Here is a 20,768-nt window from a genome sequence, read left to right as displayed (position 1 = left end):
GCAACAGTGCCGGGGAGACCCGGCGCTGTTGTCCGTTTTAGCAGCAGGCAGGAAACAGCCTGATACCTGGAGAGCCTTTCTTGAGCCAGGAATACACCGAAGACAAAGAAGTCAAACTTACCAAACTCAGCAGCGGGCGCCGACTCCTCGAGGCGATGCTCATCCTTTGCTCCCTCTTCGCCATCTGGCTGATGGCGGCATTACTGAGCTTTAACCCCTCGGACCCAAGCTGGTCGCAAACGGCATGGCATGAGCCTATCCATAATTTAGGCGGCGCCCCCGGCGCGTGGCTTGCCGATACCCTCTTTTTCATTTTTGGCGTCATGGCCTACACCATCCCGGTGATCATCATCGGCGGATGCTGGTTTGCCTGGCGGCATCAGGAAAATGACGAATATATTGATTATTTCGCCGTTTCGCTGCGCCTCATCGGTGCGTTAGCCCTGATCCTGACCTCCTGCGGTCTGGCGGCGATTAACGCCGATGATATCTGGTACTTCGCCTCTGGCGGGGTGATTGGCAGCCTGCTCAGCACCACCCTGCAACCGCTGCTGCACAGCAGCGGCGGCACCATCGCGCTGTTGTGCATCTGGGCGGCCGGCCTGACGCTGTTTACCGGCTGGTCGTGGGTCAGCATTGCGGAAAAACTGGGCGGCGGCATCCTGTCCGTACTCACCTTTGCCAGCAATCGTACCCGTCGGGATGATACCTGGGTCGATGAAGGCGAATACGAAGACGACGATGAAGAGTACGACGACGAAGAGGCGGCAACCCCCCAGGAGTCGCGTCGCGCCCGTATCTTGCGCAGCGCACTGGCGCGGCGTAAACGTCTCGCTGAGAAGTTTACCAACCCCATGGGGCGTAAAACCGACGCGGCGCTTTTCTCCGGCAAACGGATGGATGACGGGGAAGAGGCAGTGCAGTACAGCGCCAGCGGTGCGCCTGTTGCCGCCGACGATGTACTGTTTTCCGGCGCCAGCGCCGCGCGTCCCGCAGAGAATGATGTGTTGTTCTCCGGCGCCAGCGCCGCGCGCCCGGGCGATTTCGACCCTTACGATCCGTTGCTGAACGGCCAGAGTATCGCTGAGCCGGTGGGCGCAGCGGCGGCGGCCACTGCCGCGCCGCAGCCGTGGGCCGAATCACCGGCTGGTCATCAGGGCGCTGCGCCGGTTTATCAGCCGGAAGCTGGTTACCCGCCGCAGCCCTACCAGCCAGAGCCGGCACCTTATCAGCAGCCTGCTTATGCTCCTCATGCCGGTCAGCCGGCACCGCAGGCGTATCAGCCTGAGCCAGTGCAGTATCAGCAGCCGGTTTACGATCCGTATGCCGGCCAGCCTGCGCCGCAGGGGTATCAACCCGAGCCTGCGCCGTATCAGCAGCCGGTTTACGATCCGTATGCCGGCCAGCCGGCTCCGCAGGGGTATCAACCCGAGCCTGCGCCGTATCAGCAGCCGACTTACGATCCGCATGCCGGTCAGCCTGCGCCGCAGGCGTATCAGCCTGAGCCTGCGCCGTATCAGCAGCCGGTTTACGATCCGCATGCCGTCCAGCCTGCGCCGCAGGGGTATCAGCCCGAGCCGGCGCCGTATCAGCAGCCGGTTTACGATCCACATGTTGCTCAGCCTGCGCCGCAGGGGTATCAGCCAGAGCCGGCGCCGTATCAGCAGCCGGTTTACGATCCACATGTTGCTCAGCCTGCGCCGCAGGGCTATCAACCCGAGCCTGCACCCTATCAGCAGCCGGCTTACGATCCGCATGCCGGTCAGCCTGCGCCGCAGGCGTATCAGCCTGAGCCCGCGCCGGTACCTGCCGCGCAGCCAGAGCCTGAGGTCGTGCAGGAAGAAGTGAAACGTCCGCCGCTCTATTATTTCGAGGAAGTGGAAGAGAAGCGGGCGCGCGAACGCGAGCTGCTGGCTTCCTGGTATCAGCCTATTCCGGAGCCGGAAAGTCCGATCGCCACCAAACCGCTGACGCCGCCCGCCTCGCCGTCCAAACCGCCCGTGGAGTCAACCGTAGTTTCTGCGGTGGCGGCCGGAGTGCATCAGGCAACGGCTGCCAGCGGCGGCGCAGCCGCTGCGAAGACGGCGACCGCCGCGTCCGCAGCGACAGCGCCATTGTTCAGCCCGGCCTCCAGCGGACCGCGGGTCCAGGTGAAAGAGGGCATTGGTCCAAAACTACCGCGGCCAAATCGCGTTCGTGTCCCGACGCGTCGGGAACTGGCCTCCTATGGCATCAAGCTACCGTCGCAGCGGGAAGCTGAACAGCGCGCGCGGCAGGCCGAGCGCGACCCCCATTATGATGATGAGCTGCTCTCGGATGAGGAAGCGGATGCTATGGAGCAGGATGAGCTGGCTCGCCAGTTCGCCGCCACTCAACAGCAGCGCTATGGCCATCGCTGGGAAGACGATAACGCGACTGATGACGATGACGCCGATGCCGCGGCGGAAGCGGAGCTGGCGCGCCAGTTTGCCGCCACCCAGCAGCAGCGCTACGCCTCCGAGCAGCCGCCGGGCGCTAATCCGTTCTCGCCGGCGGATTATGAATTCTCGCCGATGAAAACGCTGGTCAATGAGGGTCCGAGCGAGCCGCTGTTTACGCCGACACCGGAAGTACAGCCGCAGCAGCCAGCCCAGCACTATCAACAACCGGCCGCCGCTCCGCAGCAGGGTTATCAACCTGCGCAGCACCAGCCGGTACACCCTCAGCCAGTGCCGCAGCAGCCTTACCAGACTGCGCCGCAGCCCGTGCAGCAGCAACAGCCGGTTGCCCCACAGGGGCACCAGCCTGCCGCGCCTGCGCCGCAGGAGAGCCTGATCCACCCGCTGCTGATGCGCAATGGCGATAGTCGACCGCTGCAAAAGCCGACAACGCCGCTGCCGTCGCTGGATCTGCTCACGCCGCCGCCCAGTGAAGTCGAGCCGGTCGATACCTTTGCTCTTGAGCAGATGGCACGACTGGTGGAAGCGCGACTCGCCGATTTCCGCATTAAAGCGGATGTGGTGAACTACTCGCCGGGGCCGGTGATCACCCGCTTCGAACTGAATCTGGCGCCTGGCGTCAAAGCGGCGCGAATCTCTAACCTGTCACGGGATCTGGCGCGTTCGCTTTCCACGGTCGCCGTGCGCGTGGTGGAAGTGATCCCGGGTAAACCGTATGTCGGGCTTGAGCTGCCGAATAAAAAGCGCCAGACCGTCTACCTGCGTGAAGTGCTCGACAACAGCAAGTTCCGTGATAACCCGTCGCCGCTGACCGTGGTGCTGGGTAAAGACATCGCCGGCGATCCGGTGGTGGCCGATCTGGCGAAAATGCCGCACCTGCTGGTGGCCGGTACCACCGGTTCCGGTAAGTCAGTCGGCGTCAACGCCATGATCCTCAGCATGCTCTACAAAGCGCAGCCGGAAGATGTGCGTTTCATTATGATCGACCCGAAAATGCTCGAGCTGTCGGTCTACGAAGGTATTCCGCATCTGCTGACGGAAGTGGTCACCGACATGAAAGACGCCGCCAATGCGCTGCGCTGGAGCGTCAACGAGATGGAGCGTCGCTACAAGCTAATGTCGGCGCTGGGCGTACGTAATCTGGCGGGCTATAACGAGAAGATTGCTGAAGCGGCGCGCATGGGCCGTCCGATCCCGGATCCATACTGGAAGCCAGGCGACAGTATGGACGCCGTGCACCCGGTACTGGAAAAGCTGCCGTACATAGTGGTGCTGGTGGACGAATTCGCCGACCTGATGATGACCGTCGGTAAGAAGGTGGAAGAGCTGATCGCTCGCCTGGCGCAGAAAGCGCGTGCGGCGGGGATCCACTTGGTGCTGGCGACGCAGCGTCCGTCGGTGGATGTCATTACCGGTCTGATTAAGGCCAACATTCCGACGCGTATCGCCTTTACCGTGTCGAGTAAAATTGACTCGCGTACCATTCTCGATCAGGGCGGTGCGGAATCGCTGCTCGGGATGGGGGATATGCTCTACTCCGGGCCGAACTCCACCACGCCGGTGCGCGTCCATGGGGCGTTTGTTCGCGACCAGGAAGTCCACGCTGTGGTTCAGGACTGGAAAGCCCGCGGTCGTCCGCAGTATGTTGACGGCATTACCTCCGACAGCGAAAGCGAAGGCGGCGGCGGCGGTTTCGACGGCGGTGAAGAGCTGGATCCGCTGTTCGATCAGGCGGTCAGCTTTGTGACCGAGAAGCGTAAAGCGTCGATTTCCGGGGTGCAGCGCCAGTTCCGCATTGGCTATAACCGTGCCGCGCGTATCATCGAACAGATGGAAGCGCAGGGCATTGTCAGCGAGCAGGGCCATAACGGTAACCGCGAAGTGCTGGCGCCGCCGCCCTTTGAATGAGTGCAAAGTTGGGTAAATAAGCGCAAAATCAGCCAATTCTTCTGTCCCGCCGCCGTCGGCGGTCCTACATTAGGGGCAGAAGAGGCTCCCGCGTCGGGAGTGACGCACATTAAGGAAGAACAATGAAAAAACTCGCAATCACCTGTGCATTACTGTCTGGTATGGTCGTCAGCCAGGTCTGGGCAGATGCGGCCAGTGACTTAAAAAGCCGTCTTGATAAAGTGAGCAGCTTCCATGCCAGCTTCACGCAAAAAGTCACCGACGGCAGCGGCAACGCCGTGCAGGACGGACAGGGCGACCTGTGGGTAAAACGCCCGAATCTGTTTAACTGGCATATGACCCAGCCGGATGAGAGCGTCCTCGTTTCGGATGGTAAAACCCTGTGGTTCTATAACCCGTTCGTCGAGCAGGCCACGGCGACCTGGCTGAAAGACGCCACCAGCAACACGCCGTTTATGCTGATTGCCCGCAACCAGTCCAGCGACTGGCAGCAGTACAATATCAAACAAAACGGCGATGATTTTGTGCTGACGCCGAAAAGCGGCAGCGGCAACCTGAAGCAGTTCACGATCAACGTCGGTCGGGACGGCACCATCCATCAGTTCAGCGCCGTCGAGCAGGACGATCAGCGCAGCAGCTATCAGCTGAAATCGCAGCAGAACGGCGCCGTCGACGCATCTAAGTTCACCTTTACGCCGCCGAAAGGGGTGACGGTGGACGATCAACGTAAGTAGAGGCGAAAGTGAGCAATCTGTCGCTCGATTTTTCCGACAACGCGTTTCAACCTCTGGCCGCTCGCATGCGGCCAGAAAATTTAGCGCAGTATATTGGCCAGCAGCACCTGCTGGCGCCGGGCAAACCCCTGCCGCGGGCGATCGAAGCCGGGCACCTGCATTCGATGATCCTCTGGGGGCCGCCGGGTACCGGCAAGACTACCCTGGCGGAAGTTATCGCCCGTTATGCCAGCGCCGATGTCGAAAGGATCTCGGCGGTGACCTCCGGGGTGAAAGAGATCCGCGAGGCCATTGAGCGCGCGCGGCAGAATCGCAACGCCGGCCGACGAACGATTCTGTTTGTTGACGAAGTGCATCGCTTCAATAAAAGCCAGCAGGATGCCTTTCTGCCGCATATTGAAGATGGCACTATCACTTTTATTGGCGCGACCACCGAAAACCCTTCCTTTGAGCTTAACTCAGCGCTGCTCTCCCGCGCCCGCGTCTATTTACTGAAATCGCTCACTACCGACGATATCGAGCGGGTGCTTGACCAGGCGATGAACGATAAAACCCGCGGCTACGGCGGCCAGGATATCGTTTTGCCGGATGAGACCCGCAGGGCCATCGCCGAACTGGTGAACGGCGACGCGCGGCGGGCGCTGAATACCCTGGAAATGATGGCCGATATGGCCGAGAGCGATGATGCGGGCAAGCGGGTGCTGAAGGCGGAACTGCTGACCGAGATCGCCGGCGAGCGCAGCGCGCGCTTTGATAATAAAGGCGACCGTTTCTACGATTTGATTTCCGCCCTGCATAAGTCGGTGCGCGGTAGCGCGCCGGACGCGGCGCTTTACTGGTACGCGCGGATCATCACCGCCGGGGGCGATCCGCTGTATGTTGCCCGCCGTTGTCTGGCGATTGCCTCGGAAGACGTCGGCAACGCCGATCCGCGGGCGATGCAGGTGGCCATATCGGCGTGGGACTGCTTCACCCGCGTCGGGCCGGCGGAAGGCGAACGGGCGATAGCCCAGGCTATTGTCTATCTGGCCTGCGCGCCGAAGAGCAATGCGGTCTACACCGCCTTTAAAGCGGCGCTGGCCGATGCGCGAGACCGTCCGGACTATGACGTTCCGGTGCATCTGCGCAATGCGCCGACGAAGCTGATGAAAGAGATGGGCTACGGGCAGGAGTATCGCTACGCTCATGACGAACCTAACGCCTACGCCGCCGGCGAGCAGTACTTCCCGCAGGAAATGGCGCAAACGCGCTATTATCACCCGACAAACCGGGGGCTTGAGGGCAAAATTGGCGAAAAGCTCGCCTGGCTCGCTGAACAGGATCAAAATAGCCCGATAAAACGCTACCGCTAATTGAGGCGTTGCGGTAAGGTTATTACACTATTTCCGTGGCCGTAGCCTGCGGCCACTTTTCTTTTTTTAATTCGATAAGCACAGGATAAGCATGCTCGATCCCAATCTGCTGCGTACCGAGCCAGACGCAGTCGCAGAAAAACTGGCACGCCGGGGCTTTAAGCTGGATGTAGATAAACTTCGCGCGCTTGAAGAGCGTCGTAAAGTTCTGCAGGTGCAAACGGAAAACCTGCAGGCGGAGCGCAACTCCCGATCGAAATCCATTGGCCAGGCGAAAGCGCGCGGGGAAGACATCGAGCCATTACGCCTGGAAGTGAACAAACTCGGCGAGCAGCTGGATGCCGCAAAATCCGAGCTGGAAGCGCTGCTGGCGGAAATCCGCGATATCGCGCTGGCGATCCCGAATATTCCTCACGATGACGTGCCGGTTGGCCGTGACGAAAACGACAACGTTGAAGTCAGCCGCTGGGGCACGCCGCGCCAGTTCGATTTTGACGTGCGCGATCACGTGACGCTGGGTGAAATGCACGGCGGGCTGGATTTTGCCGCCGCCGTTAAGCTCACCGGTTCGCGCTTCGTGGTGATGAAAGGCCAGCTGGCCCGTCTGCACCGTGCCCTGGCGCAGTTCATGCTGGATCTGCACACTGAACAGCATGGCTATAGCGAAAACTATGTCCCGTACCTGGTAAACCAGGACACCCTGTATGGCACCGGCCAGCTGCCGAAATTCGCCGGCGACCTGTTCCATACTCGCCCGCTGGAAGAAGAGGCTGACAGCAGCAACTACGCGCTGATCCCGACGGCGGAAGTGCCGCTGACCAACCTGGTGCGTGATGAAATTATCGATGAAGACGATCTGCCGATCAAAATGACCGCCCATACGCCGTGCTTCCGTTCCGAAGCGGGTTCTTATGGTCGCGACACCCGCGGTCTGATCCGTATGCACCAGTTCGATAAAGTTGAGATGGTGCAGATTGTCCGTCCGGAAGACTCCATGGCGGCGCTGGAAGAGATGACCGGACACGCCGAGAAAGTGCTGCAGCTGCTGGGCCTTCCGTACCGTAAGGTTGCGCTGTGCACCGGCGATATGGGCTTCAGCGCCTGCAAAACCTATGACCTCGAAGTGTGGGTCCCGGCGCAGAACACCTACCGTGAGATCTCTTCCTGCTCCAACGTCTGGGATTTCCAGGCGCGTCGTATGCAGGCTCGCTGCCGCAGCAAGTCCGACAAGAAGACCCGTCTCGTTCATACCCTGAATGGTTCTGGCCTGGCGGTCGGTCGTACCCTGGTGGCGCTGATGGAAAACTATCAGCAGGCCGATGGCCGTATCGAGATCCCGGAAATCCTGCGCCCGTATATGCGCGGCCTCGAATATATCGGTTAATTTTTACCTTCTCCCTTAAAAGCGCCTGCGGGCGCTTTTTTTACACCCTTATTGATACCGGGCAATAATCCCTTCCGCGAATGCAGTGATACTCCCTTTGGATTAAATCAGCATAAAAAACCAATAATATTTCAAAGCATTATATATATGACTATATAGCGCTTATCAGTTTATTGTGAGCAACCAAAGCGAGTATCCATGAAAATTAAAGCCCCCGATGCTTTACTGGCTGCTGAGGTAAGCCGCCGTGGTCTGATGAAAACCACGGCAATAGGCGGCCTGGCGCTGGCCAGCAACGCACTAACATTACCCTTTACCCGTATGGCCCATGCCGCCGACACGCCAGCCCCGGCCAGTGAGAAGGTGGTCTGGAGCGCATGCACCGTCAACTGCGGTAGCCGCTGCCCGCTGCGCATGCACGTGGTGGATGGCGCGATTAAATACGTTGAAACCGATAATACCGGTGACGATAACTATGACGGCCTGCATCAGGTGCGCGCCTGCCTGCGCGGACGTTCTATGCGCCGCCGGGTTTATAACCCCGATCGGCTGAAATATCCCATGAAGCGCGTAGGTAAACGCGGTGAGGGTAAATTCGAGCAAATCAGCTGGGAAGAGGCTTTCGATATCATCGCCAGCACGACGCAGCGGCTGATTAAAGATTACGGCAACGAGTCCATCTATCTGAACTACGGCACCGGCACGCTGGGTGGCACGCTGACCCGCTCCTGGCCGCCGGGGAAAACCCTGATTGCCCGTCTGATGAACTGCTGCGGCGGGTATCTCAATCATTACGGCGACTATTCATCCGCGCAGATTGCTGCCGGGTTGAATTACACCTACGGCGGTTGGGCAGATGGCAACAGCCCGTCGGATATTGAAAACAGCCAGCTGGTAGTGCTGTTCGGCAACAACCCCGGGGAAACGCGGATGAGCGGCGGCGGGGTGACCTACTATCTTGAGCAGGCGCGCCAGAAATCCAATGCCAGGATGATCATTATCGATCCGCGCTATACCGACACCGGCGCCGGACGCGAAGATGAATGGATCCCGATTCGCCCCGGCACCGATGCGGCGCTGGTATCGGGTCTGGCGTGGGTGATGATCACCGAGAATCTGGTCGATCAGCCGTTCCTCGATAAATACTGCGTGGGATACGACGAGAAAACGCTGCCCGCCGGTGCGCCAGCCAATGGTCATTACAAAGCTTACATTCTTGGCGAGGGCACTGACGGTATCGCCAAAACGCCGGAGTGGGCCTCGACCATTACCGGTATTCCGCGCGAACGCATTGTTAAACTGGCGCGGGAAATTGCCACCGCTAAACCGGCCTATATCAGCCAGGGCTGGGGGCCGCAGCGTCATGCCAACGGCGAAATCGCCACCCGGGCTATCGCGATGCTCGCCATTCTGACCGGTAACGTCGGGATCAACGGCGGCAATAGCGGTGCGCGCGAGGGCTCCTACAGCCTGCCGTTTGAACGTATGCCGACGCTGGAGAATCCGGTTCAGACCAGCATCTCGATGTTTATGTGGACCGATGCGATTGAGCGCGGCCCTGAAATGACCGCCCTGCGCGATGGGGTGCGTGGCAAAGATAAGCTCGATGTGCCGATCAAAATGATCTGGAATTATGCGGGCAACTGCCTGATCAACCAGCACTCTGAGATCAACCGCACCCACGAAATCCTGCAGGACGATAAGAAGTGCGAGATGATTGTGGTCATCGACTGTCATATGACCTCGTCAGCGAAATACGCCGATATTCTGCTGCCGGACTGCACCGCCTCTGAGCAGATGGATTTCGCGCTGGATGCCTCCTGCGGCAACATGTCCTACGTCATCTTTGCCGACCAGGCCATCAAGCCGCGTTTCGAATGTAAAACCATCTATGAGATGACCAGCGAGCTGGCGAAGCGCCTTGGCGTCGAGGAGAAATTTACCGAAGGCCGTACCCAGGAAGGCTGGATGCGCTATCTGTATGAGCAGTCGCGCAAAGCGATTCCCGACCTGCCGGATTTCGACACCTTCCGTCAGCAGGGCATCTATAAGCAGCGCGATCCGCAAGGTCATCATGTGGCCTACAAAGCCTTCCGTGAGGATCCGCAGGCTAATCCGCTGACCACGCCTTCGGGCAAGATCGAAATTTACTCGCAGGATCTGGCGAAAATCGCCGCCACCTGGGAGCTGCCGGAAGGGGATGTTATCGATCCGCTGCCGATATACACCCCGGGCTTCGAAAACTACAACGATCCGCTGACGGCAAAATACCCGCTACAACTGACCGGTTTTCACTATAAATCACGCGTTCACTCAACCTACGGCAACGTTGATGTACTGAAAGCCGCCTGTCGGCAGGAGATGTGGATTAACCCGATCGATGCCCGCCAGCGCGGCATTGCCAACGGCGATCGCATTCGCATCTTCAACGACCGTGGGGAAGTGCATATCGAAGCGAAGGTGACCCCACGCATGATGCCCGGCGTGGTCGCGCTGGGGGAAGGGGCATGGTATAACCCGGACGCCTCGCGTGTGGATCAGGCGGGCAGCATCAACGTGCTGACCACCCAGCGCCCCTCGCCACTGGCGAAGGGAAACCCGTCGCATACCAACCTCGTCCAGGTTGAGAAGCTGTAAGGAGTAACCGATGACAACTCAGTATGGATTTTTTATTGATTCCGCCCGTTGCACCGGTTGCAAGACCTGCGAACTGGCCTGTAAGGACTACAAAAATCTGACCCCGGAGGTCAGCTTCCGCCGCATCTATGAATATGTCGGCGGCGACTGGCAGGAGGATAACGGCGTCTGGAATCAGAACGTGTTCGCCTATTACCTCTCCATCGCCTGTAACCACTGCGAAGATCCGGCCTGCACCAAGGTCTGCCCGAGCGGTGCGATGCACAAGCGCGAAGACGGTTTTGTGGTGGTCAACGAAGAGGTCTGCATTGGCTGCCGTTACTGCCATATGGCCTGTCCGTACGGCGCGCCGCAGTATAACGCCGATAAAGGCCATATGACTAAGTGCGACGGCTGCCACGAGCGCGTCGCCGAAGGGAAAAAGCCGATCTGCGTCGAGTCCTGCCCGCTGCGGGCGCTGGATTTCGGGCCGATTGCCGAACTGCGCGCTAAGCACGGCCAGCTGGCGGCGGTGGCGCCGCTGCCTTCGGCGCACTTTACCCGGCCGAGCATCGTGATCAAACCTAACGCCAATGCCCGGCCGTGTGGCGATACCACCGGTTACCTGGCGAACCCGAAGGAGGTGTGAGATGGGAAACGGATGGCATGAATGGCCGCTGATGATCTTTACGGTCTTCGGCCAGTGCGTCGCGGGCGGCTTCATCGTCCTGGCGCTGACGCTGATGACGGGTAAGCTTCCCCGTGAGCAGGAGCAGCGCGTGGTGGGCAGCATGTTCGGCCTGTGGGTATTGATGGGGATCGGGTTTATCGCCTCGACAATGCACCTCGGTTCGCCGCTGCGGGCCTTTAACTCGCTCAATCGCGTGGGGGCCTCGTCGCTGAGTAATGAGATAGCCAGCGGGGCGATCTTCTTCGCCATTGGCGGGATTGGCTGGCTGCTGGCCGTGTGCAAAAAGCTGCCTGCCGGACTGCGTAGCCTGTGGCTGGTAGTGACCATGGCGTTGGGGGTGATCTTCGTCTGGATGATGGTGCGGGTCTATAACACCATCGACACGGTGCCGACCTGGTATACCGTCTGGACGCCGCTGAGCTTCTTCCTGACGCTGTTTATCGGCGGCCCGCTGCTGGGCTACCTGCTGCTGCGCGTCGCAGGCGTCGACGGTTGGGCGCTGCGCCTGCTGCCGGTGGTCACTTTGCTGGCGCTGCTGGCGAGTATTGTGGTGGTCCTGATGCAGGGGAGTGAACTCGCCACTATCCGCAGCTCAATTCAGCAGGCCTCCGCCCTGGTGCCGGATTATGGGCTGCTTATGGCCTGGCGCGTGGTGCTGCTGGCGCTTGCCCTGGCCTGCTGGTGCGTGCCGCAGATTCGCGGCCGCAAGCCGGCGGTCTCGCTGCTCGGCCTGGCGTTTGTTCTGGTGCTGGCGGGAGAGATGATTGGCCGCGGCGTATTCTATGGTCTGCATATGACCGTCGGGATGGCTATCGCCAGTTAATCAGCGTCATCATGCCGGCGCAGGCGTGCCGGCATGATGAAAACGTGCTGTTGATAGATGAAATTTTTCGACTGAAATTAACGCCGGGATTTATTAATAAATTAAGAAAAACAATAGCGTATTATTTGTTGCCTCACCTTTCCCCCTTCTGTGGATAAAAAACTTCTATCGTGCCCTGCAAAACCGCGTCAGGCCTGATTTCAGGTGGATTGACAATGTTTTTAGCGGTGGCATGATGCGCTCGCGATCTGAACATTCCTCACGGTTTTTACCCATGACCATCTACACCCGGCCAGTGCAAATGCTGCTCTGTGGCCTGCTTTTACTGACCCTGGCGATAGCGGTGCTGAATACGCTCGTCCCGCTGTGGCTCGCTCATGAAAATATGCCAACCTGGCAGGTCGGCATGGTGGGGTCATCTTATTTTACCGGCAACCTGGCCGGTACGTTGCTTGCCGGCTGGGTGATCAAGCGCCTGGGGTTTAACCGCAGCTATTATCTCGCGTCGATAATCTTTGCCGTCGGCTGCGTAGGGCTGGGGATCACCGTGGGCTTCTGGACGTGGCTGAGCTGGCGGTTTATCGCCGGCGTAGGCTGCGCGATGATTTGGGTGGTAGTGGAAAGTGCGCTGGTCTGCAGCGGCACTTCTCGCAGCCGCGGTCGTCTGCTGGCGGCGTACATGATGGTTTATTACGTTGGTACCGTACTCGGCCAACTGATGGTCAGTAAACTACCCACTGATTTAATGAGCGTCCTGCCGTGGGTGACGGGCCTGGCGCTGGCGGCGATCCTGCCGCTGCTGTTTACCCGCATTATGGGGCAGGCCGAAGAGCCGCATGAAACGGTACGGATCTGGCCGATGCTTAAGCTGCGCCAGGCGCGCCACGGGGTCAATGGCTGTATTATCTCGGGGATTGTCCTCGGCTCGCTTTATGGTCTTATGCCGCTGTGGCTAAACCATCAGGGCGTCAGCGACGCCGGCATTGGCTTCTGGATGGCGGTGATGGTGAGCGCGGGGATCCTCGGCCAGTGGCCGGTAGGGCGGCTGGCAGACCGCTACGGTCGCCTGCTGGTGCTGCGGGTGCAGGTTTTTGTGGTGATTCTGGGATGTATGGCGATGCTCAGCCAGGCGGCGATGGCGCCGGCGCTGTTTGTGTTGGGCGCTTCGGGCTTTACCCTCTATCCGGTGGCGATGGCCTGGGCCTGTGAGAAAGTGGAGCACCATCAGCTGGTAGCGATGAACCAGGCGCTGCTGATGAGCTATACCATCGGCAGCCTGCTGGGCCCGACGCTGACGGCGATGCTGATGCAGAACTTCTCGGATAACCTGCTGTTTATCATGATCGCCAGCGTGTCGTTTATCTATCTGCTGACCCTGCTGCGCAAAGCCGGGCATCATCCAACGCCGGTGGCGCACGCCTGATCCTGTAACGCGCAGCGCATGCTGCGCGTCATCCGCTTCAATTACCTAAGCTTGCTGCTGCACAGCCAACCTGCCGCTTTGCATGAGAAACGGCTGGACGGACACGGCTTCCCACGCCGTTGCAGGCCGGCATAGGTGCTTCACCGGCCCGGGTGGGATTAGTACATCACTTTATGACCATACTGCTCAAGGATGCCTTTTACCCGCTCCATGGTCTCTTTCTTCGGCGGATGGACGCCGTCCAGCTTGTATTCTTCGCCCATCGCTACCCATTTGTGTTTGCCCAGCTCATGGTAGGGCAGCAGCTCGATTTTTTCGACATTGCCCATATCGCGGGTAAATTCGCCCAGGCGGTGTGCGGAGTCATCATCGTCTGACCAGCCCGGAACCACCACGTAGCGGATCCAGACATTGATATTCTTCTTCGCCAGATACTGGGCGAATTCCAGCGTACGATGGTTAGAGACGCCGACCAGGTTCTGGTGAATCTCATCATTCATCTGCTTGAGATCCAGCATCACCAGGTCTGTTACCTCCAGCAGTTCGTCGATAACCGGATCGTAGCGACGGACAAAGCCGTTGGTATCGAGACAGGTATGAATACCTTCTTTCTTACAGGCGCGGAACCAGTCGCGAACAAACTCCGCCTGCAGGATCGCCTCACCGCCGGATGCGGTGACGCCGCCGCCGGAAGCATTCATAAAGTGACGATAGGTCACCACCTCTTTCATGAGCTCTTCAACGGTGATTTCTTTGCCGCCGTGGGTATCCCATGTATCACGGTTATGGCAGTACAGGCAACGCATCAGGCAGCCCTGGAAAAAGGTAATAAAGCGGATGCCCGGGCCATCAACGGTGCCACAGGATTCAAAGGAGTGAATGCGACCAATAACTGACATTGCGGTGTTTTCTCCAGATGTGGCCCATCCGGGGCCGTGTTGGTGCACAGCTCAGCGGCTGTGTCGAGTCTGTTTTGACAGATACCCAAAGTATAGATAACTGGCAAAGCAGGCTAGGGCGGGGATTGCTTGTTAAAAAGGCCCCACTGATGTGGGGCCTTTATTGTACGCTTTTTCAGTCAGACAGGGAATTACATGGTCTGAGTGAAGGTACGGGTAATAACGTCCTGCTGCTGTTCTTTAGTCAGGGAGTTAAAACGTACAGCGTAGCCAGATACGCGGATGGTCAGCTGCGGATATTTTTCCGGGTTTTCCATCGCGTCGAGCAGCATTTCGCGGTTCATCACGTTCACGTTCAGGTGCTGACCACCTTCGATGGACGCTTCGTGGTGGAAGTAACCATCCATCAGACCCGCCAGGTTGGTCTTACGAACTTCGTCATCTTTACCCAGTGCGTTCGGTACGATAGAGAAGGTGTAAGAGATACCATCTTTCGCGTAAGCAAACGGCAGTTTCGCTACGGAGGTCAGAGAGGCAACAGCGCCTTTCTGGTCACGACCGTGCATCGGGTTAGCACCTGGTCCGAATGGCGCGCCAGCGCGACGACCGTCTGGGGTGTTACCGGTTTTCTTACCATATACCACGTTAGAGGTGATGGTCAGAACAGACTGAGTCGGGATCGCGTTGCGGTAGGTGTGCAGTTTCTGAATTTTCTTCATGAAACGTTCAACCAGGTCAACGGCCATATCATCGACGCGAGCATCGTTGTTACCAAACTGCGGATATTCGCCTTCGATTTCGAAGTCAACAGCCAGACCGTCTTCGTCACGAATCGGTTTAACTTTCGCATATTTGATAGCAGACAGGGAGTCAGCAGCAACGGACAGACCCGCGATACCACACGCCATGGTGCGGATAACGTCACGGTCGTGCAGCGCCATCAGAGAGGCTTCGTAGCTGTACTTGTCGTGCATGTAGTGGATGATGTTCAGCGCAGTGACGTACTGTTTAGCCAGCCAGTCCATGAAGTGATCCATGCGCTCCATGACTTCGTCGAAGTTCAGGACGTCGCCTTTGATCGGTTCAGATTTCGGACCCACCTGCATTTTCAGTTTTTCATCCACGCCGCCGTTGATAGCGTACAGCATGGTTTTCGCGAGGTTGGCGCGAGCACCGAAGAACTGCATTTGCTTACCAACAACCATCGGGCTTACGCAGCATGCGATAGCGTAGTCGTCGTTATTGAAGTCCGGACGCATCAGGTCATCGTTCTCATACTGCAGAGAAGAGGTATCGATGGACACTTTAGCCGCGAATTTCTTGAAGCTCAGCGGCAGTTTTTCAGACCACAGGATAGTGATGTTCGGCTCCGGAGACGGCCCCATGGTGTACAGGGTGTTCAGGAAGCGGAAGCTGTTTTTGGTCACCAGAGTACGGCCGTCAACGCCCATACCGCCGATGGATTCCGTTGCCCAAATCGGGTCGCCGGAGAACAGTTCATCGTATTCCGGGGTACGCAGGAAGCGAACCATACGCAGTTTCATGACCAGGTGGTCAACCATTTCCTGCGCGTCTTGCTCGGTGATTTTACCCGCCTGCAGGTCACGTTCGATGTAGATATCCAGGAAGCTGGAGGTACGACCGAAGGACATTGCCGCGCCGTTCTGAGATTTCACGGCAGCCAGGTAACCGAAGTAGGTCCACTGGATAGCTTCCTGAGCGGTGGTTGCCGGACCGGAGATGTCGTAGCCATATTTAGCCGCCATCTCTTTGATCTGGCCCAGCGCACGGTGCTGTTCAGCAATTTCTTCACGCAGACGGATGGTCGCTTCCAGATCTTCGCCGCTTTCCAGTTTCGCTTGCAGAGAGTTGAACTGGGCGAATTTGTCTTTCATCAGGAAGTCGATACCGTACAGCGCAACGCGACGGTAGTCACCGATGATACGACCACGGCCGTAAGCATCCGGCAGACCGGTCAGTACGCCGGATTTACGGCAGCGCAGGATGTCCGGAGTATAGACGTCGAAAACGCCCTGGTTGTGAGTTTTACGGTACTCGGTGAAGATTTTTTTCAGCATCGGGTCCAGTTCGCGATTGTACGCTTTGCAGGAACCTTCAACCATTTTAATACCACCAAACGGGATGATCGCACGTTTCAGCGGCGCTTCGGTCTGCAGACCAACGATTTTTTCCAGACCTTTCTCGATATAGCCTGCGTCGTGAGAGGTGATGGTGGAAGCCAGGGCAGTGTCAAAATCAACAGGCGCGTGAGTGCGGTTTTCCTGTTTTACACCTTCCATTACGGTGTCCCACAGCTTGGTGGTCGCTTCAGTCGCGCCAGCCAGGAAGGATTCGTCGCCTTCATATGGGGTGTAGTTTTTCTGAATAAAGTCACGGACGTTGACTTCATTCTGCCAGTCACCTTTCGCAAAACCTTCCCAGGCTGTGGCTAACTTTTCATTAAGCTCGGACATGTAACACCTACCTTCTTAAGTGGATTTTTTATTTACTGCCTGAAACAACCCTTAGTGATGGTCGTTGCCACGCAGGTAAATGACCCAGTATGTCAACCCGACCAGCAGACCCCCGCCGATAATGTTCCCGATAGTTACCGGAATCAGGTTATCAGTGATGAAGTTCATAACGGTCAAGTGAGAGAAACTTTCCGGAGTCGAACCGATTGCGGTCCAGAATTCCGGGCTTGCAAAGTTGCGGATTACGATACCCATCGGGATCATAAACATGTTGGCGATGCTGTGCTCAAAGCCGCTGGCAACGAACATCGCTACCGGCAGGACCATGATCATCGCTTTATCCATCAGGCTACGACCGGAATAGCTCATCCATACGGCGAGACAAACCATCAGGTTAGCGAGGATACCCAGGCTCACGGCCTCCACAAAAGTATGGTGCATTTTGTGGTCAGCGGTCTGCAGGACATTAAGCCCCCAACCGCCGTTGGCAGTCATATATTCGCCTGATAACCACATCAGCAGCACAAACAGCAGTGCGCCCACCAGGTTACCAAAATAGACGTTGAGCCAGTTTTTTGCCAGTTGCCCCCAGGTAATTCGACCGCTGGCTTTCGCCACCACGATCAATACCGTAGAGGTAAAGAGGTCAGCGCCGCAGATAACGCACAGAATCAGACCCAGGGAAAAACAGACCCCACCGATAAGCTTGGCAATCCCATAAGGCATCGCGGCAGTGCCGGTGGTCGCGGTGATATAGAATACGAAAGCGATGGAGATGAAAACGCCAGCGGTGATCGCCAGATAAAAGGTCTTCATCGGATGCTTCGTTGCTTTATAGACACCTGCTTCTTCGGCGACTTTCGCCATCGCGGCAGGGAGCAAAAGATCAAAAGGGTTGTCAGCTTTCACACTAACTCTCTCTTTATATAAGTTGGCGGTGAGATACTAACAAAGCATTATAGAAGGGAAATTGATATAGATCATATCTCACCGGAACTATATGCCTTTTTAGTGTGTGGTTTTTGTGATTTATTGAATTAACTGATTGAATATTATGAGGAAAATAAATTTTAAAATTTATAAATTATGTTGAATTTTTTCGTTTTCACGCCATTTCTTGAGTTAATTAATATGGAGTATTTTATTTAAAATTAACGAATGGTAAATGTTATAAGCGCGTTATTTACTATTAATTAACTTTACAACTACAAACTATAGTGGCCACCTCGTTAGGTGAAATCAACGGAGCCACATTGGGCTCCGTTGTTGGCAACGACGATGGCGCGCTTAGGGCTTATTTTGCCCAGAACGCCGCCTTCGCCCGCTGCAGTTTTTCATAAGCCTTCAGTAGCGACTGATGGGCCGGGAAGGCCTGCAGATCGCTGTCGACAGCCTGGAGGCCATAGAACGGCGCTTCCCCGCTCAGCGCCGCGCTGGCGGCTTCGACCGCCTCGGCGCCGTACATACGGATGAAGGCGTTCAGGTATTGCAGCGGCTGACGCTCCTCTTCCTGGCTCAGCAGCAGCAGGGTCTGCAGGCAGCGATAGTAGTTAGCACGTTCGGCGCTGAAGACCGAAGCGTTGAATTCCATGGTCCACTCGGTCCAGACCAGCGCCTGCTCCAGATCGCCGCCGGCCAGGGCCAGCATGGCTTTCAGCTCCCCGACGCGCAGGGTATACCAGCCGTTGTCTTTGCCGGTGGCGAGGCCCAGCAGTTCGCGAACGCGGGTGAAATCATCCAGACCCTCATCGTCCATCTGCTCGATCAGCGCCAGGTAATCTTCTTTTTCCCACTCGCTGCCCGGCAGGGACAGAATGGTGTCGCGCAGATGAGCGCCCATGCTGTTGTTCGCCAGCCACAGATCTTCCGCTGGGTAAATATCCGACATCCCCGGGACGATGATACGGCAGGCGTAAACGCCCAGGTGCTCGTAGTCGGCGATATATACTTCTTTATCTTCGGCCTTGAAGATGGCCATCAGGGTGGCGAACTCTTCTTCTGTGGTGCCGGAGAAGCTCCAGTCCACGAACGGATAGTCGGCATCCTGCTTGAACATATCCCAGGAAATCAGGCCGCTGGAGTCGATAAAGTGGGTTTCGAGGTTAGCGTGCTCGGCGACTTCTTCATCGTCGAAGGTCGGCGGCGTGAAGACGTCGAGATCTTTCAGGCTACGGCCCTGCAGCAGTTCGGTGACCGTACGCTCCAGCGCCACGCCGAAGTCCGGGTGGGCGCCGAAAGAGGCGAAGCAGGTGCCGTTTGCCGGGTTAAACAGCACGACGCAGATAACCGGATACTTGCCGCCCAGCGAGCCATCATAGGCAAAGATCGGGAAACCTTCGGCTTCCAGTTTGGCGATCGACTCCACGACGCCCGGATAGCGCGCCATGACCTCCGCCGGGATCTCCGGCAGGCTGATGCTTTCGGCGATGATGCGATTTTTGATGTGGCGCTCAAAGACTTCGGACAGGCCCTGCACGCGAGCTTCATTACGGGTGTTGCCGGCGGACATGCCGTTGGAGACATACAGGTTGCCGACGATATTCATAGGAATATAGACCGTTTCGCCGTCGGACTGGCGGGTAAAGGGCAGGCCGCACACGCCGCGCTCATCATTACCGGATTGCAGATCCACCAGCATGCTGGCCGTCAGCTGATCGTCCGGATCGTAGAACGCGCGCAGACGAGCATCCAGCAGGCCTTCCGGGACCTCGTCGTCTTCGGTCAGCGGGAACCACTTTTCGTTCGGGTAGTGAACGAACGGGCCATTAGCGATAGTGTCGCCTAACCAGAAGTCAGCGAAAAAATAGTTGGTGGACAGGCGCTCGAAATATTCGCCCAGCGCGGAGGCGAGGGCTGCCTTTTTGGTGGCGCCTTTACCATTAGTAAAGCACAGCGCGCATTCCTTATCGCGAATGTGAACGGACCACACGTGCGGCACCGGGTTCAGCCACGAGGCCTCTTCGATATCAAATCCGAGGTCGAGCAATTTTTGCTGGAAGCGAGCGATGGAATCTTCCAGGGCGGCATCTTTGCCGGGAATAAACGTTTGGGTCATGGCGATCACTTTTGTCGTACGGAAAGCGCGCAATGATACGGCTTTTATCTGACAGGTGCTATCTCCATCATCTGGCTATGCTTAGAGACATCTTTTAATGCTCAGGGAGATGATAATGAAAGCCTTTGACTGGCAGCGGATGGCGCTCGATAAAGTGCCGGTGGAATTTCTCGGCGAGGTGGCGCTGCGCAGCCTCTACACCTTCGTTCTGGTCTTTATTTTCCTCAAAATTACCGGACGGCGCGGCGTGCGGCAGATGTCGCTGTTTGAGGTGCTGATTATTTTGACCCTCGGTTCGGCGGCGGGGGACGTGGCGTTTTATGACGATGTCCCGCTGTTGCCGGTGCTGGTGGTCTTCGTCACGCTGGCGCTGCTTTATCGCGGCATCATGTGGCTGATGGGGCATAGCGAAAAGCTGGAGGATCTGCTGGAGGGGAAACCTATCGTGGTGGTGGAGGAGGGGCAGTTGGCCTGGGAGAAACTGCATGCGGAAAATATGACCGAATTCGAATTTTTTATGGAGCTGCGGGTCAACAGCGTCGAGCAGCTCGGCCAGGTGCGGCTGGCGATCCTTGAAACCAACGGCCAGATCAGCGTGTTTTATTATCCCGATGACGAGGTGAGGGCCGGGTTGTCGATCCTCCCGACGCACTGCACCACGCGCTATACCACTATTCCTCAGGAAGGGATCTACGCCTGCGTACGCTGCAGCATCGTGATGGCGATGCAGGCGGGAGAAAAGCGAATATGTCCCCGCTGCGCAAATGCAGAATGGTCGAAGGCCAGCCGGGCGAAACGGCTCACCTGACAGCAAATATGTCGGTTTTATTACGTCAAGCCGATAGATTCTGTTGTGTGACGGCCGCCGCGTTTTGCCGTCGGCGAGTTTTAGCCATTGCGGACCGTGTCACTGAATGATAAAACCGATAGCCACAGGAATAACTTATGCCCGCGGCGGTTCGCGGGCAAAA

At 57.6% G+C, this 20,768-nt stretch carries 13 protein-coding genes; 9 read left to right on the top strand and 4 right to left on the bottom strand.

Annotation, left to right across the window (positions count from 1 at the left end):
* The first annotated feature begins 80 nt into the window (after nt 1–80).
* The 8 genes from ftsK (at nt 81) to ACLH1I_RS06160 (ending at nt 13,369) form a co-directional block, all read left to right on the top strand.
* On the top strand, nt 81–4,346 hold the full coding sequence (gene ftsK, locus ACLH1I_RS06195; protein ID WP_064794445.1) for a DNA translocase FtsK: 4,266 nt from the start codon (nt 81–83) through the stop codon (nt 4,344–4,346).
* 122 nt (nt 4,347–4,468) lie between these two features.
* Complete coding sequence (gene lolA, locus ACLH1I_RS06190; RefSeq protein WP_004201368.1) at nt 4,469–5,080, top strand: outer membrane lipoprotein chaperone LolA; 612 nt, start codon at nt 4,469–4,471, stop codon at nt 5,078–5,080.
* Nucleotides 5,081–5,088: 8 nt separating this feature from the next.
* A complete protein-coding gene (rarA, locus tag ACLH1I_RS06185; protein WP_004201370.1) occupies nt 5,089–6,432 on the top strand; it encodes a replication-associated recombination protein RarA in 1,344 nt (447 codons plus the stop codon).
* Nucleotides 6,433–6,523: 91 nt separating this feature from the next.
* Nucleotides 6,524–7,816 (top strand): serine--tRNA ligase, encoded by a 1,293-nt coding sequence (gene serS / locus ACLH1I_RS06180; protein WP_004201371.1) that lies wholly within the window; start codon nt 6,524–6,526, stop codon nt 7,814–7,816.
* A gap of 198 nt (nt 7,817–8,014) precedes the next feature.
* A complete protein-coding gene (gene dmsA, locus ACLH1I_RS06175; RefSeq protein WP_032455782.1) occupies nt 8,015–10,453 on the top strand; it encodes a dimethylsulfoxide reductase subunit A in 2,439 nt (812 codons plus the stop codon).
* A gap of 10 nt (nt 10,454–10,463) precedes the next feature.
* Nucleotides 10,464–11,081, top strand: a complete 618-nt coding sequence (locus tag ACLH1I_RS06170; RefSeq protein WP_064794444.1) for a DMSO/selenate family reductase complex B subunit — start codon at nt 10,464–10,466, stop codon at nt 11,079–11,081.
* A gap of 1 nt (nt 11,082) precedes the next feature.
* Nucleotides 11,083–11,946 carry a dimethyl sulfoxide reductase anchor subunit family protein gene (locus ACLH1I_RS06165; RefSeq protein ID WP_064794443.1) on the top strand — a complete coding sequence of 288 codons (864 nt, stop codon included), beginning with the start codon at nt 11,083–11,085 and terminating at the stop codon, nt 11,944–11,946.
* Between the two features lie 274 nt (nt 11,947–12,220).
* On the top strand, nt 12,221–13,369 hold the full coding sequence (locus ACLH1I_RS06160; protein WP_064794442.1) for an MFS transporter: 1,149 nt from the start codon (nt 12,221–12,223) through the stop codon (nt 13,367–13,369).
* Nucleotides 13,370–13,527: 158 nt separating this feature from the next.
* Here the strand turns inward: ACLH1I_RS06160 and pflA are convergent, their stop codons facing one another.
* The 4 genes from pflA to ycaO form a co-directional block, all read right to left on the bottom strand.
* A complete protein-coding gene (gene pflA, locus ACLH1I_RS06155; RefSeq protein WP_002898145.1) occupies nt 13,528–14,268 on the bottom strand; it encodes a pyruvate formate lyase 1-activating protein in 741 nt (246 codons plus the stop codon).
* Between the two features lie 191 nt (nt 14,269–14,459).
* Nucleotides 14,460–16,742 (bottom strand): formate C-acetyltransferase, encoded by a 2,283-nt coding sequence (pflB, locus tag ACLH1I_RS06150; RefSeq protein ID WP_004201379.1) that lies wholly within the window; start codon nt 16,740–16,742, stop codon nt 14,460–14,462.
* Between the two features lie 51 nt (nt 16,743–16,793).
* Nucleotides 16,794–17,651, bottom strand: a complete 858-nt coding sequence (gene focA / locus ACLH1I_RS06145; protein ID WP_004201380.1) for a formate transporter FocA — start codon at nt 17,649–17,651, stop codon at nt 16,794–16,796.
* A 385-nt stretch (nt 17,652–18,036) separates the two neighbouring features.
* Nucleotides 18,037–19,797 (bottom strand): 30S ribosomal protein S12 methylthiotransferase accessory factor YcaO, encoded by a 1,761-nt coding sequence (gene ycaO, locus ACLH1I_RS06140; protein WP_025999161.1) that lies wholly within the window; start codon nt 19,795–19,797, stop codon nt 18,037–18,039.
* Between the two features lie 115 nt (nt 19,798–19,912).
* Here ycaO and ACLH1I_RS06135 point away from each other — a divergent pair, with 115 nt between their 5' ends.
* The gene (locus ACLH1I_RS06135; protein WP_004201382.1) at nt 19,913–20,605 is read left to right on the top strand and encodes a DUF421 domain-containing protein; all 693 of its coding nucleotides are present in this window, start codon (nt 19,913–19,915) and stop codon (nt 20,603–20,605) included.
* Nucleotides 20,606–20,768: the final 163 nt, after the last annotated feature.

This window comes from Klebsiella sp. 1SOBk10mer (assembly GCF_046602535.1).
Classification (GTDB): domain Bacteria; phylum Pseudomonadota; class Gammaproteobacteria; order Enterobacterales; family Enterobacteriaceae; genus Klebsiella; species Klebsiella quasipneumoniae.
The sequence above is the reverse complement of the archived record's forward strand: the minus strand, read 5'-3'. Positions and strand labels throughout refer to the sequence as shown.